The sequence below is a fragment of the Brasilonema angustatum genome (genome assembly GCF_059505445.1).
This window is the reverse complement of the sequence record NZ_JCACKO010000143.1, coordinates 1-16,937: the sequence shown is the minus strand read 5'-3', so window position 1 is coordinate 16,937 and position 16,937 is coordinate 1. Positions and strand designations below refer to the sequence as shown.

The 16,937-nt window shown below is 43.4% G+C and carries 10 protein-coding genes; 6 read left to right on the top strand and 4 right to left on the bottom strand.

Annotated elements, in window-relative coordinates; genetic code table 11:
* Positions 1-78: 78 nt before the first annotated feature.
* The 4 genes from AC5JM2_RS28835 to AC5JM2_RS28820 all read left to right on the top strand — a co-directional run bounded on the left by AC5JM2_RS28835 (position 79) and on the right by AC5JM2_RS28820 (position 7,373).
* A complete protein-coding gene (locus tag AC5JM2_RS28835; protein WP_495838452.1) occupies positions 79-2,958 on the top strand; it encodes a PAS domain S-box protein in 2,880 nt (959 codons plus the stop codon).
* A gap of 10 nt (positions 2,959-2,968) precedes the next feature.
* Positions 2,969-3,445: a response regulator gene (locus AC5JM2_RS28830; protein WP_210613039.1), complete on the top strand. Its 477-nt coding sequence runs from the start codon at positions 2,969-2,971 to the stop codon at positions 3,443-3,445.
* 2 nt (positions 3,446-3,447) lie between these two features.
* A complete protein-coding gene (locus AC5JM2_RS28825) occupies positions 3,448-5,700 on the top strand; it encodes a hybrid sensor histidine kinase/response regulator (RefSeq protein WP_495838449.1) in 2,253 nt (750 codons plus the stop codon).
* A 194-nt stretch (positions 5,701-5,894) separates the two neighbouring features.
* Complete coding sequence (locus AC5JM2_RS28820) at positions 5,895-7,373, top strand: leucyl aminopeptidase (RefSeq protein WP_495838447.1); 1,479 nt, start codon at positions 5,895-5,897, stop codon at positions 7,371-7,373.
* A gap of 520 nt (positions 7,374-7,893) precedes the next feature.
* On the opposite strand, the gene AC5JM2_RS28815 is transcribed toward AC5JM2_RS28820, so the two are convergent.
* From AC5JM2_RS28815 to AC5JM2_RS28800, 4 genes are all read right to left on the bottom strand, one after another.
* Positions 7,894-9,489, bottom strand: a complete 1,596-nt coding sequence (locus AC5JM2_RS28815; protein WP_495838445.1) for a sensor histidine kinase — start codon at positions 9,487-9,489, stop codon at positions 7,894-7,896.
* Positions 9,490-9,975: 486 nt separating this feature from the next.
* Positions 9,976-11,055 carry an LOG family protein gene (locus AC5JM2_RS28810; RefSeq protein ID WP_495838443.1) on the bottom strand — a complete coding sequence of 360 codons (1,080 nt, stop codon included), beginning with the start codon at positions 11,053-11,055 and terminating at the stop codon, positions 9,976-9,978.
* Positions 11,056-11,597: 542 nt separating this feature from the next.
* Positions 11,598-11,921 (bottom strand): thioredoxin, encoded by a 324-nt coding sequence (gene trxA, locus AC5JM2_RS28805; protein WP_495838441.1) that lies wholly within the window; start codon positions 11,919-11,921, stop codon positions 11,598-11,600.
* 559 nt (positions 11,922-12,480) lie between these two features.
* Positions 12,481-13,644, bottom strand: a complete 1,164-nt coding sequence (locus AC5JM2_RS28800; RefSeq protein ID WP_495838439.1) for a GuaB3 family IMP dehydrogenase-related protein — start codon at positions 13,642-13,644, stop codon at positions 12,481-12,483.
* Between the two features lie 661 nt (positions 13,645-14,305).
* On the opposite strand from AC5JM2_RS28800, the gene AC5JM2_RS28795 reads away from it, so the two are divergent.
* A complete protein-coding gene (locus AC5JM2_RS28795) occupies positions 14,306-14,755 on the top strand; it encodes a hypothetical protein (RefSeq protein WP_495838437.1) in 450 nt (149 codons plus the stop codon).
* Between the two features lie 45 nt (positions 14,756-14,800).
* The coding region (locus AC5JM2_RS28790; RefSeq protein WP_495838435.1) for an NB-ARC domain-containing protein at positions 14,801-16,937 on the top strand (2,137 nt) is incomplete at its 3' end.

The window sequence follows — 16,937 nt, the reverse complement described above, 5'->3', positions numbered from 1 at the left end:
AAGTTGAAAAATTTTTCTGCAATGATTATTGTATGAAAAGTATTATAAAACAGAATCCTAAAGTTGGAGTCAAGGCTTATGCCTAACTTCACTGTTACAAAAAATATTTCACAAGCTGCAAGTGTCTTTCTAATTATCGGCTGGTTAATTCTTTTGGGGCTAAGGGTTAAACAATATGACTCAGCTTTGGGCATATCGCTGCTCATGGTGTCGCTAGGGATCATGTTTTTGGCACTGATTTGGTGGAACGCTGAGTTCCTTAATCCCGTAGATAGCAAGGGCAAACAAGAGTCAGCCGCACTAAGGGAAAGTGAACAACGCTATCGGCTGCTTGCCGAAAACATTCCCCAGATGGTTTGGATGAGCAACCCAGATGGCTTTGTAGAATACTACAATCAGCGTTGGGTAGAGTACACAGGACTCGAACCTCAAGAAACTTCTTTGCCCCAAGACACTTTGGAGTCGAATTGGCAGCAAGTTGTTCATCCTGACGATTTATCACAAGCTTTGGAAAAATGGACAACTGGACTCAAAACAGGAAATCGCTATGAGGTACAGTACCGCCTAAAACGATTTGATGGGGTTTATCGTTGGCATGTAGCACAGGCTTTACCATTACGTGATGAGGACGGTACAATTGTTAAGTGGTTTGGTAGTTGTACTGATATCGACGACCAAAAACGCACAGAAGAAGCGTTGCGTCAAAGCGAATCACGGCTGCGGCTATTTGTCAACTCAGATATTATTGGCATTCAGTTTGGCGATGTGTATGGAGGAGTAGGTGAGGTTAACGACGCCTACCTCCACATTCTCGGTTATACCCGTAAAGATTTTCTACAAGATAAAGTGCGCTGGAGTGAGATAACTCCAAGCGAGTATCTACCGCTTGATGAAGCGGCGATCGCCGAGGCGAAGCTCAAGGGATTTTGTACTCCTTACGAGAAAGAATATATCCGTAAAGATGGTTCTCGTGTTCCAGTGATCATTGGTTTCGCCTTAATTGATGAGCAACGCGAAGAGGCGATCGCCTTCATTTTGGATATTAGCGAACGCAAGCGAGCAGAAGCAGAACGCGATCGCTTCTTTATGATTTCACCCGATATGTTCTGCACTGCCGGATTGGATGGCTACTTTAAGTGTATAAATCCGGCTTTTGAGAAAATTCTCGGCTACACTCAAGCAGAATTGCTGAGCACGCCATTTATTGAGTTTGTACATCCAGATGACAGAGCAAAAACCTTGGCTGAAGTCGAGAAGCTAACAAAGCCAACTGTCACTCTCAATTTCGAGAACCGCTACCGCTGTAAAGATGGTTCCTACAAATGGCTGGTTTGGAATTCTGTTCCTGATGTTGAGTCAGGATTGCGGTATGCAGTCGCCCATGATATCACAGAGCGCAAACAGATAGAACAAACGCTGCGAGAGCAGGCAGAAGCTTTGCAAATTAGTAGAGAACGTCTGGATTTGGTTATTCAGGAAGTAGAAGTCGGTTTGTGGTACTGCGACTTACCACTGGACACACTCGTTTGGAACGAGCAGTGCAAAGCGCATTTTGGTTTACCACCTGATGCTGAAGTCACGATTGATTTATATTATCAACTGCTGCATGATGATGACCGCGAACGCACACGGCAGGCAGTTCAGCACGCTATTGAACAGGCGACTGGTTATGACGTGGATTACCGCACAGTAGCCCCAAATGGATGTATACGCTGGATCAGGGCAATTGGACACACCTTCTGTGATGCTGCTGGTATACCAAAGCGCTTTGACGGCATTACTATTGACATCACTGAGCGTAAACGGGGAGAAGCCGCCCTCAGTGAAAGTGAGCAGCGTTTTCGCCATGTTACAGACACTGCTCCAATTATGGTTTGGATGTCTGGTACAGATCGGCACTGTACTTACTTCAATAAACGTTGGCTAGATTTTACCGGACGGACGATTGAGCAAGAACTAGGCAATGGTTGGGCAGAAGGTGTACATCCTGATGATTTGCAGCATTATCTGGAAATATATACGAATTCTTTTGATGCCCGCCAAGATTTTCAAATGGAGTATCGTCTGCGACGGTTTGATGGGGAATATCGTTGGATTTTAAATATTGGTGTGCCTCGGTTTACCCCAGAAGCAGAATTTTTGGGTTACATCGGTTCTTGTGTAGATATTGAAGACCGTAAGCAAGCCGAAGCTCAAATTCAACAACTCAACGAAACTTTAGAAGAACGGGTAAAACAGCGCACAGTTCAATTAGAAGCAGCCAACAAAGAACTAGAATCCTTTTGTTACTCCGTCTCTCATGACCTGCGAGCACCATTGCGCCACATCACCGGATTCGTTGAGTTGCTGCAAAAACGTCTTGTGTCAACAGCGGTGGATGACACCAGTAGACGATACTTCAACATTATCACCGAAGCAACTAAACAAGCGGGTAAATTAATTGATGATTTGTTAAGTTTTTCTCGTGTGGGGCGTTCTCAAATGCGTTCTACCACCATTGACATGAAACTACTGCTGCACGAGGTGCAACGCGATTTAGAACTGGAAACCAGGAATCGTCAGGTTTCCTGGCAAATAGAACCATTACCTCTGGTACAAGGAGATCCCGACTTGTTGCGGCTCGTTCTCCGTAACCTCTTGGAAAATGCCCTCAAGTATAGCAAAACTCGCCCTTTAACACAAATTACCGTAGGTAGTACCACCAATGAGCAAGAAGTGGTATTCTTCGTGCGAGATAACGGCATTGGTTTTGATATGAAATATGTTCACAAGTTGTTTGGCGTTTTTCAACGCCTGCACAGTGATCCACAATTTGAAGGTACAGGTGTGGGATTGGCAAATGTCCAACGCATTATTCACCGTCATGGCGGGCGCGTTTGGGCAGAAAGTGAAATAGATAAGGTCGCGACTTTTTATTTTTCGCTACCAAAGGGGTTTGGAGTGGGAAGTGGAGAGTAGAGAGTATACGATGGAACTAAAGCGCATTCTCCTAGTCGAAGACAGCATTAACGATGTTGAGTTAATCCTGACTTCACTGGCAGAAAACCATTTGGGCAATGAAGTCGTCGTCGTTCGTGACGGCGAAGAAGCATTGGATTACCTTTATCGTCGAGGTTTGTATCGTTTGCGTCGCGAAGGTCATCCTGTCGTGGTGCTACTCGATCTAAAGTTACCAAAAATTGATGGTTTAGAAGTTTTGACGCAACTCAAAGCTGATCCAGAATTGAGAGTAGTACCAGTCGTGGTGTTGACTTCTTCCCGAGAAGAACAAGATCTCGCTCGCTGTTACGAACTTGGCAGCAATGGTTATGTGGTCAAGCCAATCGATTTTCTTGAATTTGTTCAAGTCATCAAAGGTTTGGGATTATTTTGGGCAATAATTAATGAACCCCCTCCCGGTTCCATACCTCCGGCACGCAGTAATCAAGGAGTAGCAGGGATATAGCCATGTCAGGTCTAAAATTTGTCTTGCTGGAAGATAATTTGCTGGATGCAGAACTGATCCATGCCTTGTTGACCGAAAACGGTATTGCTTGCGAACAAGTGCACGTAAAAACGCAAGCAGAATACCAGACGGCGCTAGAGCAAGATAACTTTGACCTGATTCTTTCAGATTACGCCTTGCCTGGGTTTGATGGTATTACGGCTTTAAAGATGGCGCAACATCACTGCCCAAACGTACCTTTTATTTTTGTGACCGCAACAATGGGGGAGGAAGTCGCAATTGAAACCCTCAAAAGTGGTGCCATTGATTATGTTCTCAAACAAAGATTAGAGCGTCTTGTGCCTTCGGTACGTAGGGCACTACGGGAAGCCGAGTATCGACGCGCCTGCAAAATAGCAGAAACAGAACTGTATCGCCGCGAGCAGGAGTTTAGAGCTTTAGCGGAAAACTCACCAGACGCGATCAGCCGCATTGATAGAGAACTCCGCTATAGCTATGTAAATCCCGCAACAGAAATGGCAACAGGAATACCATTAGAAATGTGGATTGGCAAAACTGTTGCCGAAATGGGTTCTGCGGAGGAAGTTTCCACTTGGCAAGCAAGATTACGCCAAGTACTTAGCACAGGAATCGGGTGCTGGATGGAGTTTGATGTTTCCTCACATAAGGGACGCATTTACTACCAGGCACGGATTGTGCCAGAATACGCTGCCGATGGTTCCGTACAATCATTACTGAGCATTGCTCGTGACGTAACAGAGTATAAACTGGCAGAACAGGCATTACGGGAAGGCGAGGCTCAGTTACGCCAACAAAAGGAAGAATTGGAACGGGCAAATAAAATTAAGGATGAGTTTTTGGCTGTGCTTTCCCATGAATTGCGATCGCCACTCAACGCTATCCTCGGCTGGTCAAAAATATTACGTACCCGTAACTTAGAACCAAAAAACTTGAATCGCGCGTTAGAAACAATTGAGCGCAACGCCAAGTTACAAACACAACTGATTGAAGATTTGCTGGATGTATCCCGGATTCTTCGTGGCAAGTTGACTCTGCGTCCCTACCCAACAAACTTAATTCCAGCAATCGAAGCTGCAATAGACACAATGCGTCTGGCAGCTCAAGCCAAATCAATTGACTTGCAATTTCTCATTATAGACTCTGGATTGGAAACACAGGACAAATCAATTCTAAATTCCAAATCACTGAAGATTAGAGAAGAGGTCTCCTGCGATACAACTTCTGTGCAAATTCCAAATTCGGAATCTCCTCCAATTGCACTCCAGTCGTCACCTTTATGGGAAGTCGCAGCGCATCCACAACAGCACGAACCTCTACAGGCGCAAAGCTCTTCTGTGGAAAACCGTGGATCTCAATCTCAAATTTGCGAACAAAAATTCCACGTTTTAGGCGATCCTAGCCGATTACAGCAAATCGTCTGGAATCTGGTTTCTAACGCTATCAAGTTTACCCCACAGGGAGGACGAGTGGAAGTGCTGCTTGAAAGAGTTGGGACAGATGAAAAACATGAGGGAGGAACATCTCCCTTATTATCCCTACTCCCCATTCGCCACTCCTCAAACCATGCTAAAATTACTGTGAAAGATACAGGTATGGGTATCAAATCTGATTTTATTCCTTACGTGTTTGATTCTTTTCGTCAAGGAGATGGTTCTACCACTCGCAAACACGGGGGCTTGGGATTGGGTTTAGCAATTGTACGCCACTTGGTAGAATTGCATGGTGGAATTGTTACCGCAGAAAGTCCGGGAGAAGGAAAAGGTGCAACATTCGTAGTACAATTGCCTATTATTGAAGATATAAGAGCAAGGAAATTAATTTCCACTTCCTCATCTGCCCCATCTGCGTCATCTCCATTACAAGGTGTGCGCGTTTTAGTGGTAGATGATGATACTGATTCACGAGATTTTTTGGTATTTGCTTTAGAGGAATTTGGAGCGATCACCACTGCTGTCAGTTCTGCTTCTTCAGCGCTAGAGGTTCTGACAACATTCAAACCAGATGTGCTTATTAGTGATATAGGTATGCCGCAGCAAGACGGCTATAGCCTGATCCGTCAAATTAGAGGATTATCAGCTCAACAAGGAGGAGACATCCCGGCGATCGCCCTGACGGCATATGCTGGAGAAAGGGATCGTCAACTGGCGATTTCAGCCGGTTTTCAAAAACATCTTTCTAAGCCTGTGATGCCAGATCAAATAGCGAATGTCGTTGCCGATCTCGTGAGACATTAACTCAGTTATCAGTTATCAGTTATCAGTTACCAGTTATCAGTTATCAGTTAAAAATTATTTGATAACTGTTCCCTGTTCCCTGTTCCCTGTTCCCTGTTCCCTGATTTAATCACGAACTCTGAAAGCTCTCAAAAGCATAAAGTGCATATTTTGCGCAATACTGGTACAAGAAGTTTTACACAGAAGACAAGAGTATGGAAATTCTTGCCACTGATACCCCCCTTCTAGAGTGGACGGGGGACGGTTTAGCAATTGGATTATTTGAAGATGCTGTAGAGTTAACTGGCGAACAGGTAACTTTAGATGAAAAGTTGGCTGGTAGTATAAAAGAGCTGATTGCCGAAGAGGAATTTAAGGGTAAGCAAGGCAGCACTGCTGTAACGCGAGTGGGTGGTGGTAGCGCCGTTCGTAAAATTATACTCGTAGGTTTAGGCAAACCCGACGCTCTAAAGCTAGAAACCTTGCGGCGATCTGTAGCCAACGTTGCTCGCTTAGCGAAAAAGCAGAAGTGCAAAACTCTGGGAATCAGCCTGCCTATTTGGAACAACGACCCAACACAAACAGCACAAGCACTAGCTGAAGGCGTTCAATTAGGACTATATCAGGATAATCGCTTTAAATCTGAACCAGAGGATAAAGGAGCACAAATTGAGAAAGTCGATTTATTGGGACTGGGTGGACAAGAAGCAGCAATTAGCCGCGCCAATCAAATTGCCTCTGGTGTATTTTTAGCACGGCAGTTGGTCGCAGCGCCAGCTAACTCTGTGACACCGATTACTATGGCAGACACCGCCGCTGATATTGCCTCAGAACACGGTTTACAAATAGAAATCTTGGAACAGGAAGACTGTGAAAAGTTAGGCATGGGAGCTTTTTTGGGAGTTGCAAAAGCTTCTGATTTGCCACCTAAGTTTATTCACCTGACTTACAAACCAGAAGGAACACCCAAACGTAAGCTAGCGATTATTGGTAAAGGTTTAACCTTCGACTCTGGTGGACTCAACATCAAAGGAGCAGGCAGTGGTATTGAAACCATGAAAATTGACATGGGTGGTGCTGCGGCTACTTTAGGTGCAGCCAAAGCGATCGCTCAACTTAAACCAGATGTTGAAGTTCACTTTATTTCCGCTGTCACAGAAAATATGATCAGCGGTCGTGCTATGCGCCCAGGTGACATTCTCACTGCATCCAATGGCAAAACCATTGAAGTAAATAATACCGATGCAGAAGGACGTTTGACCTTAGCAGATGCCTTAGTATTTGCTGAAAAGCTAGAAGTGGATGCAATTGTTGACTTAGCGACTCTCACGGGTGCTTGTGTGATTGCCTTGGGAGATGACATTGCTGGTTTGTTCTCTCCCGATGATGCTTTAGCAGCACAGATAGAAAAAGCTTCCCAAACTTCTGGAGAAAAGTTTTGGCGACTTCCAATGGAAGAAAAATACTTTGAAGGGCTCAAGTCTGGCATCGCGGACATGAAGAATACAGGACCACGTCCTGGTGGTTCAATCACCGCTGCATTGTTCCTCAAGGAGTTTGTCAAACAAACTCCTTGGGCGCACCTAGATGTTGCAGGTCCGGTTTGGGCAGACAAAGAAAATGGTTACAACGGTCCCGGTGCGACTGGCTTTGGCGTTCGTACTTTAGTCAGTTGGGTGCTAAGCGATAGCTGATGCAGTAATAGGGACATGAAGGAGTGAGGGCTTTGTTCCCTCTTTCCTTCTCTCCTTTTCACGAAATCCCTGATACAAATGATTGGTTTCTAATTCTTTCCCCTTATTCCCTGCCTCCTGCTCCCTGCGCCCCATTTGTATCAACCTTAAAGTGAAACGGTATAACGCGTAGCGTCTCTGTAGGACATACCCGGAGGGCTTCGGTGCAGGGTAGCATCTGGTGAGTCCAGCGCTCTTGGTAGGGTTTCCAACGCCAGATACCTACGGAGGGAGACCCTCATCAAGTACTGGCTCCTCCGCAGGCGACTGGCGTTCGCGTAGCGTGTCCGTTCGGCGCAGCCGTGCCGCAGGCTCAGGACTCAGCGTCTCCGTTCGCGTAGCGTGCCCGCAGGGCTTAGGAGATACCCGAAGGGCGTTGGGCACTGCTTTCAACGTTAAAATCAGGATTTTCTCTTGAAATGAGCAGTGCCCACCCTAAAAAAATAGCTCTTTTCCCTGTTAAGCGTTCCCTCTTAAAAATTTATAAAGGACTAATTGGAATTTCAATAAAAAATTCTGCACCTTGTCCAGGTACTGAGTGGCAATATAGCTTCCCACCATGCTTGTCTACTATAATCTGGTAACTGATAGACAGCCCAAGTCCTGTACCTTTACCCACAGGTTTAGTAGTAAAGAAAGGGTCAAATAGCTTTGAACGAATTTTTTCTGGAATACCAGGACCATTGTCAATGATTTGGATTCCAATCCAGTTTTTTGAAATCACCTCAGTGCGAATGCGAATATAACTGGGGTTAGCTTTGATTTCATCAGATGTGCGCTGTAAGTTGTACTCATCCAAAGCTTCAATTGCATTGGCAAGGATATTCATAAATACCTGGTTCAGTAAACCAGGGTTGCACTCGATCAGCGGCAACAAACCATACTCTTTAATAACAGAAATTTCAAAATGTTTTTCGGTTACCTTGAGGCGGTGGTGCAAAATCATTAATGTACTATCAATACCTTCATGAATATCAACTGTCTTTACAGCAGCCTCATCTAAACGAGAAAATGTCTGAAGAGATTTAACAATTTCCTGAATCCGTTCTGTTCCCATCTTCATAGATTTGAGCAGCTGAGTGAAATCTTGTTTCAAGTAATCCAAGTCCATAGCATCAATTTCAGTTTGAACTACTTGTGAAAAATTGGGATACTCCTGCTGATACAGTTCTACAACTTTTAATAAGTTTTGGGTATATTCCTCAGCGTAAATAAGATTGCCAGAAACAAAAGTGATGGGATTGTTAATTTCATGGGCAATACCAGCCATCATCTGCCCCAAACTAGACATTTTTTCAGTTTGAATCAATTGTACTTGAGTTTGTTGTAGTTGTTGTAGCGTTTGTTGTTGTTGGATATTTTTTCGTCTTAATTCTTTTGTCCTTGTTGCAACTCTAATTTCCAATTCCTGATTAGTTTTTTCTAATGCAGCTTGAGCAATTTTTCGAGCTTTTAAGTATTCTTTTAATAATCGCAACACCATCAGCCATGCTGGAATGAGCATTACTAAACTAAGAATTGATGCCAAAATTGACCAAAATACTTTGTTGCGATATTCAGTAATTTTTTGATGCAACTGAAGGGAGATAATACGGCTTCTTTGACCAACATTATCGGCGTAGAAGCGTTTTTGCTTTTTATATTCTTGACTTGATAATATTACTTGTGCAATTTCCTTTTTTCCCTTATTTACCCAATCAAACGATTGATATTCCATTGCAATCAAACGCTGATTTACAGCATAAATTTTTTGGTAATTATCATCTACTTTTGGAATCAGTTTAATGGATTCCTGAATCGCAACATTTAGTTTTGGTTCAAATTGATGATACCGTTGTTCCCAAGTCGGGTCACCTGTAGCAGCATTCATACTTGCTGACATAGTTAAAACTTCATCGAAATAAGTGATTTCCTCATTGATAATTTTTAGTTTGAATTCATTTTTTATAATACTATTGAAGTTGTAGTATGCTTCCCAACTGATCCAAGTATGAGGCAAAAATAATAACAACGTTAGCACTACTGTTACAGTTACTAGTTGAGATGGAATAAATCTCAATTTCGAGTATAAGTACATTTTTATGCTGCTTCTATAAATGTTTTAGAATCAGGATAAAACCAAAATAAAAAGTGAAACTTTATTCAGATTAATATCAAGTTTGCTTAATCGCTTATAAATCGCGTATACACCCCAACCACCCTTCCCTGGTAGTACAAGTTAATTAGGTTCAAAGCACCGGGTAAGGGAAGGTATACCAAATGGGAGCTAAGCGCAAAGTGTGCCGCTGTTCCCTATGCGTAGCGTTTTTGCAGAAGATAGCGACTCAGTAATCTCTCCTAACTAACCACAAAGTACTACAACAGAACGCAACTGGCTATGACGTAGATTACAGAATGTCGTGGCTTTTTGTGGGAATAAGCGACAGCGAAATTCCCATAAAAAGCTAGGAGAGTGTCAAAAGTTATAGCAGTGGACAGAAATCTTAGGACATCTGGGAAAAGCTATCGCAAAGGATAAGCCAACAACCTTTATATCACTCAAACTTGATATTATCCAAACCCCCTACTTCCTTTCTGGATGCGCCTTTTCTTCTGCTGAAGGAGTCCCCATGCGGTTAATCACTGCGATCAGCTGGTATAATCGCCCTAAATCTCTTTGATTAAAGTATAAAACCAGACGCGGTAGCTCAAAGGTCTCATCTTGAGCCTCTTGGGGTAAAGCCTGACTTTTTTCAATGCGTCCAGTCACAAGAATGTCGCTGAAATCAGCATTGAGTTGTTCTACATCAACATCCGATAACTCTGCTTTGAGACGGATAACCAAGAGGCGATCGCCCACATAGCGGCTAGAGTGATAAACTTGGTAAAAACTGGTAATAGCATTGCAAGCGACATCCAAGTTGTCTGTCACCGTGTAAAGACTTGGGTCATCAGGACTAACCAGACCTTTTTGCACCAATTGTTTGTCAATATATTCGCTCCAAGATCGCCAATAATCGCCACCAGGGTGGTCAATTAAAACCAAGGGTACTGGACCAAACTTACCTGTCTGGCTTAAAGTCATGCACTCAAAAGCTTCGTCTTGGGTGCCAAAACCACCTGGAAACAAAGCTATCGCATCACTCTCCTTGAGGAGAAACAGCTTCCGCGTGAAGAAATATTTAAAGTGAATTAGCTTAGGATCTCCCTCAATAATCGGGTTTGCCTGTTGCTCAAAGGGCAGCTGAATATTTAAGCCAAAAGAATTTTCCCGTCCAGCACCTTCATTACCTGCTTGCATAATTCCGCCACCGCCACCTGTCATCACCATAAATCCTAATCGACAGACATCGCGAGCAAATTCATACGCCATGCGATATTCTGGTGTTTCTGGCGATAAGCGAGCTGAACCAAAAATAGCGACTTTGCGAACATGTCGGTAAGCATAAAACAGCTGGAAACCCCGCTCCATGTCTGTTAAAGAAGACGACAATATTTTCCAATCGAGGCGCTCAATTTCTTCACTCTTGTGAGCCAAACGCACTATAGTCGCTAGTGCTTGGATAATATACTGCCGATGCTTTGACATCGGTAAGTCTTCAAATAATTTAGCGATATCCGCTTGAAGAGACTCTAATGTGTCAAACGACGCAGATGAGGTCATGAGAACTGCTGCCAAAATGGCATTACATTGTATCTAAATTTAATGTGGAATGATAAATCGTTACCTGGAGTCCAAAGTCTAAAGTTTTTTGACTATTGACTTTTAGGGATTTTTCTGCTATTAAGAGCACCTTTGGTTAAAGATAATCCAAGGCGCTGTTGAGAGCTATCGTCGCCAACCTATAGACAAGGTTGCAAAAGTTAATTTTGCACTTTTGTGGGGAAAGGGGAAAGGTTAAAAGGCAAAGGTTTTTTATATTTTTTCCCCTTATCTCACAACTGACACGAAGTCTTATCTTGATGAGAGCAAACGGTTCGATATGGGGTTGTATTTACAACAGACGTAGCAAACTACATCCCTACAATAATTTAACATTTATTTTATAAATAACTGCTGACAACAAACAAGCTCGCCAAACATTGGCCTCTCCAAAAATTTCATAAATTTGTGGAGAGGCGATTGTCGCCCCTCCACTGTTTACAAATCTTTACTTTAGACCATTTGAAATCAAATACTCTGTAGCAGTTTTCCGGCGGTTGTATTTAAAGATATTTTTCCAAAGTGTTAGATAGTGTAGTTTTCGGTACGGCACCGACCACCATATCAACTCTTTGCCCACCTTTAAAAATCATTAGTGTGGGAATGCTGCGAATGCCATACTGGCTCGCAACATTCGGATTTTCATCGGTGTTAAGTTTCACTACCTTAACTTGGTCTTTGTACTGGATAGCAATTTCATCGACAACAGGGCCAACCATCCGGCAAGGTCCGCACCAGGGTGCCCAAAAGTCAACTAAAACAGGAATCGCGCTATCGAGTACTTCCTGTTTAAAGGTAGAGTCTGTAACTTGATCGGCTTCTGACATGCCTATAAACCTTCGCCTATTAATATGTTTGACTTTGCTGAAAATTCTACCACAGCGAAAACCACTGCTAAGCAGTGGTACACAGACTTTTGCATATGGATTTTGAACTTATTCAAAAATAATTTAATTATTAAGGAACCGCCCGAAACATGTCCGGGCGGAGTGTGGTGTGAGGAGTGAACGGAAACATGCGTCTCCGCTATCTCTATTCTAGGCGACATATGCGATTTTTCCAGTAAGAGTTTAAGAGTCGAGAAAAATTTCATTAACTTATCCCCCAGCTGTAATAGTATCACTCTGTTTGAGTATTACAGATGGGAGATAAAGAGTCATTAGTAAACCGGCTCTATGAAGGAGGGTTTCGGTGCGCCTTAGGGACTGGTTAGGCAGCGCGCCCAGGCGTTGTCTCATGCTCTGGCTTCGTTTGAAGTCTGAGCCTCGCCTGACGTGGATCACAACTTCGGTGTCTGATCCAAACTTCTGCGAGCGTAACTCCCAAAGCAGGCAACTTAGGTAAGCGCAAAGCACACGCCAGTTGCAAAGACTGTCGGGAAAACCTTCATTTACCCATACCTAATTGTTGTGCTTTTTGATAAACTTTACCTTCGGTTAACAAAGAAGGAGCAATCACAACTTCCACTTGTTGCATTTGTTTAATGTTTTTTGCCCCCAAAGTGCCCATACTCGTTTTCAAGGCTCCCAAAAGATTATGAGTTCCGTCATCAAGTTGTGCTGGTCCAGTGAGGATTTGCTCTAAGGTACCAGTCGTGCTGACACGAATGCGCGTACCACGTGGCAAAACTGGACTGGGAGTTGCCATCCCCCAATGATATCCGCGTCCGGGAGCTTCAGCAGCTCTTGCAAAGGGAGAACCAATCATCACTCCATCTGCACCACAAGCAATGCACTTACAAATGTCGCCACCCGTGATTAAACCCCCATCAGCAATCACTGGAATGTATTTGCCCGTTTCTTGGTAATAATCATCCCGTGCGGCTGCACAGTCGGCGATCGCCGTTGCTTGTGGTACACCAACACCCAGCACGCCACGAGAGGTACACGCTGCACCAGGACCAATTCCTACCAGTACGGCTGCTGCGCCTGCTTTGAGCAAATTCAGAGTCACCTCATAAGTCACGCAATTTCCCAGTATCACGGGTATAGGCATTTCTTGACAAAACTTTGCCAAATCGAGTGGTACAACAGATTCTGGAGAAAGGTGTGCAGTAGAAACCACAGTTGCTTGTATAAAGAATAAATCAGCACCAGCTTTTGCTACTACAGAACCAAATTTGCTTGCTCCTACCGGAGTCGCACTCACGGCGGCGATACCACCTTGTTGTTTAATTTCTTTGATTCGTTGTTCAATTAATTCTGCTTTTATCGGTTCAGCATAAAGTTCTTGCATCAAGGGAACAAATTCTTCTTTCCCGACAGAGGCAATACGGTCTAAAATTGGCTCTGGATTTGCATAGCGAGTGTAAATTCCTTCTAAGTTCAAAACACCCAATGCTCCTAGCTGTGACAAAAGCACAGCCATACGGACATCAACTACGCTATCCATCGCACTCGCAATAATTGGGATTTTGCGCTCAATATTGCCGATACGCCACTGAGTATCTGCCAAACTTGGATCGAGTGTTCCATTACCGGGGGCGAGAGCAATTTCATCTATACCGTAGGCCCTGCGAGCTGTTTTACCCCGCCCAATTTGAATATCCACGCTTGATGCTCCCAAATCTGTTTTAGATAGGGTATCAAAATTATGGGGGGATTTGCAGGGGTTTTTTGGATCAAACCGCACTAGGCAACAGAGAACGCACACGACGAGAGATAAACACAGTTGCAATCGTCTGTCAAATATTTTATCCAGTCAATCTTGTAAGGCTTTCGGCTTTAGTGTAACTTTCTGCACGGTTACTCATTTATAGCAGGGAACAGGGAACAGGGAACAGGGAACAGACTTGAAAGTCTCTTGGTGAGCGTGTTTTCTCATTAGTTCGTGTCCTAATCTACCTGGCGACTGCTATAAATTCGTAGCCAGTGGTAGCGTTAAATGCAAAGTGAGTATCACAAGCGATCGTCCTTTGGGCTGCTCCCTGCTGGAGCATCGCTATAAAAATTTGTTCAATTAATAAGTTATAAAAAAATATTCACTTAAGTAGTTATCCTGATTTTACCTTTGAATACTTGAATATTGATGCTAAAGTTAGATTTTTAAACTAACTAGGACTTACGCAGAAGAGATCCCCCAACCCCCTTAAAAAGGGGGCTTTTAAGATTCCCCCCTTTTCAAGAGGGGCTAGGGGGGATCAAGTTTTCGGGTTTTCAGTGCGTAAGTCCTGCTAACAAGTCTTGTACTTATTCAAACTCAGAGTAAGCAAATGGATATAGTAACTTTGACGACTTTCTTGACCCCATTTTTACCGTACCTACTGAAAGTAGGAGAGAAAGCAGCTGAAGAAACTGGTAAAGAACTGGGTAAAGGGTTTGGTGCTAATGCTTGGGAAAAAGCCAAGGCTTTGTGGAGTAAGCTGCAACCAAAAGTAGATGCAAAGCCAATAGCAAAAGCTGCAGCAGAAGAATTGGCTAATTCTCCTGATGATGCAGAAACGAAAGAAACGCTCCAGAAGCAACTCAAGAAATTGCTTGATGAAGATAAAAATTTGGCTGCTGAGATTGCCCGTTTGATGCAGGAAGATTCGGAGGCTATTTCTAAAGTTGTAAATAGCTTTAATCAAACAATATCTGGGAAGAACAACACAGTGCAGAATACTACGGGTGATGGGAATAAGGTTTTTGGCAGAATCGGAGATGGTGCAACTATCTATTAAGTAAAAAAGCTAACTCAAAAAGCCAGGAAATAGGGAGTTAAAACAGTGCGGAAAAGACGCTTGAAAAGGTTATGGAAGCGGATAATACTTTTTCTGTCCAAGTTAGCTGGCTTTTTGAGAGGGAATCGTCGGAGATTAAAACGTAAGCGACATTTACTCACAGATGAAGTTGCTCAAAGCCGTTTAGCTCCCCATATTCAGTCTCAGGTTGAACAACCAGTTTTAGGTAACTCACAAAAGGCTGAAGCTTCTGTAACCAGTTTAGCTCCCCATATTCAGTCTCAGGTTGAACAAACAATTTCAGGGAACGAAAATGTTCTCCAAAAGATCAAGGGCAACAATAATATTAATGTAGGTCGGGTAGAAGGCAGCCTCACTATTAATTATCGTCGCCCAATTGACAGACCTTTTCAAGCACCGAGTTTACCTGCCAATTTTGTTGATCGCCCACAAGTTACTGTAGAAATCAAAGCACGTCTACTGGCAAATACATCTAATGCTGGTGCTTTGCTCATTAGTGCAATTCACGGTTTAGGGGGCATTGGCAAGACAACTTTAGTTACTGCCCTTGCCCATGATCAAGATATCCAAAAACGTTTTTCTGGTGGTGTGCTTTGGGCAACTTTGGGACAAGAACCAGATGTTCTGGCGCGGCTGACTAGCTGGGTGCGAGCCTTGGGAGACTACGAATTTCCTGCCATTAATATAGAAGCAACTTCAGACCATTTACGAAGCTTACTACATGATAAAGCAGTTTTACTGGTAGTTGATGATGCTTGGGAACCAGATAAAGTTAAACCCTTTCTGGTAGCAAGTTCCCAATCCCAGCTATTAATCACTTCTCGGCGTGCTAATGTGGCTGGTGGTGTAGGTGCTTCTTTGCAAGAATTGAATTTGATGACACCAGAAGAATCTCTGGAATTACTTTCTAAATCTTTAGAACGAGAAATAGAAGATGTAGAGAAACAAGAGGCTTTGAGAGTAGCCAAGATTGTGGGATACCTACCCATCGCACTGAATTTGGTAGCAGCTAGAATTAAATGGGGAATAACATGGGTGGATCTGGAAACGGATTTGAAACAAGAGGTTACAAATTTACAATTATTAGACTTAGAAGTATTAGACGCGCCGCATCAAGAAAACTCTTTAGAAGCAATTTTTAATTTGAGCTTGAAAGCTTTGCGGGATTATAACAAACAAGCTTGGGAAAATTTTATTTGGTTGGGAGTTTTACCAGAGGATGTAACAATCGCCGCACCAATGGCAGTGACACTCTGGGATATGGAATCGCAAAAAAAAGCTGATAAGCGTTTAGAGCTACTTTGGAATGATGCCTTACTTCAGTCTGATTCACCTGTATTTATTGGGGGTGTTAAGTGGAAAGGCTACAGGATACATGACTTATTGCATGATGTAGCTCGTGGTAGATTAATGAAATCTCCGCCTACGGGAATGGGTTTGAATTTACTTGATGCTCAGACTCAACTGCTAGAACGGTATCGGAGAAAGACTCAAAAAAACTTTTGGCATACCCTGCCTAATGATGGTTACATTTATCAATATTTAGTTTGGCATTTAGAGAAAGCTGAACAAATAGAAGAAATTCACTCCTTATTGCGGGAGGAGTCACACAAAGCAAGCAATGGCTGGTTTGAAGCGCGAGAAAAATTAGGACAAGCTGGGGGTTACATAACAGATATTTCTCGTGCTTGGGAATTAGCAGAAGCGAATTGGAATGAATCAACCCTGCCCCAAGTTGTGAGTTTGCAGTGTCGCTATGCTTTGATTAGTGCATCCGTGACTAGTTTGGCAGGTAATTTACCAGTAGAACTGCTGGTTGCATTAGTCAAAAATAATGTGTGGACTCATGAACAAGGACTAGCTTACGCTCTACAAAACCCAAACCCAGAGCAGAAAGTCAACTCGTTGATAGAATTAGTCAATTATTTGCCACTAAATCTTCAAGAACTAGCACTGCAAAAAGCACTCGCTGTTGCCAGGGAAATTCAGTCTGAGGATTCTCGCGCCAAAGCTTTGAGTGCAATAGCCGAAAAACTGCTAAGCGAGCGGTTGCCAGAAGCACTCGCTGTTGCCAGGGAAATTCAGTCTGAGGGGTATCGCGCCAAAGCTTTGAGTGCAATAGCCGAAAAACTGCCAAGCGAGCGGTTGCCAGAAGCACTCG

Excerpts from the sequence above, each read along its gene's own strand:
- AC5JM2_RS28825 (WP_495838449.1), top strand. The coding sequence starts at position 3,448 with ATGTCAGGTCTAAAATTTGTCTTGCTGGAAGATAATTTGCTGGATGCA.
- AC5JM2_RS28810 (WP_495838443.1), bottom strand. The coding sequence starts at position 11,055 with ATGACCTCATCTGCGTCGTTTGACACATTAGAGTCTCTTCAAGCGGAT.
- AC5JM2_RS28820 (WP_495838447.1), top strand. The coding sequence starts at position 5,895 with ATGGAAATTCTTGCCACTGATACCCCCCTTCTAGAGTGGACGGGGGAC.
- AC5JM2_RS28815 (WP_495838445.1), bottom strand. The coding sequence starts at position 9,489 with ATGTACTTATACTCGAAATTGAGATTTATTCCATCTCAACTAGTAACT.
- AC5JM2_RS28830 (WP_210613039.1), top strand. The coding sequence starts at position 2,969 with ATGGAACTAAAGCGCATTCTCCTAGTCGAAGACAGCATTAACGATGTT.
- AC5JM2_RS28795 (WP_495838437.1), top strand. The coding sequence starts at position 14,306 with ATGGATATAGTAACTTTGACGACTTTCTTGACCCCATTTTTACCGTAC.
- trxA (WP_495838441.1), bottom strand. The coding sequence starts at position 11,921 with ATGTCAGAAGCCGATCAAGTTACAGACTCTACCTTTAAACAGGAAGTA.
- AC5JM2_RS28835 (WP_495838452.1), top strand. The coding sequence starts at position 79 with ATGCCTAACTTCACTGTTACAAAAAATATTTCACAAGCTGCAAGTGTC.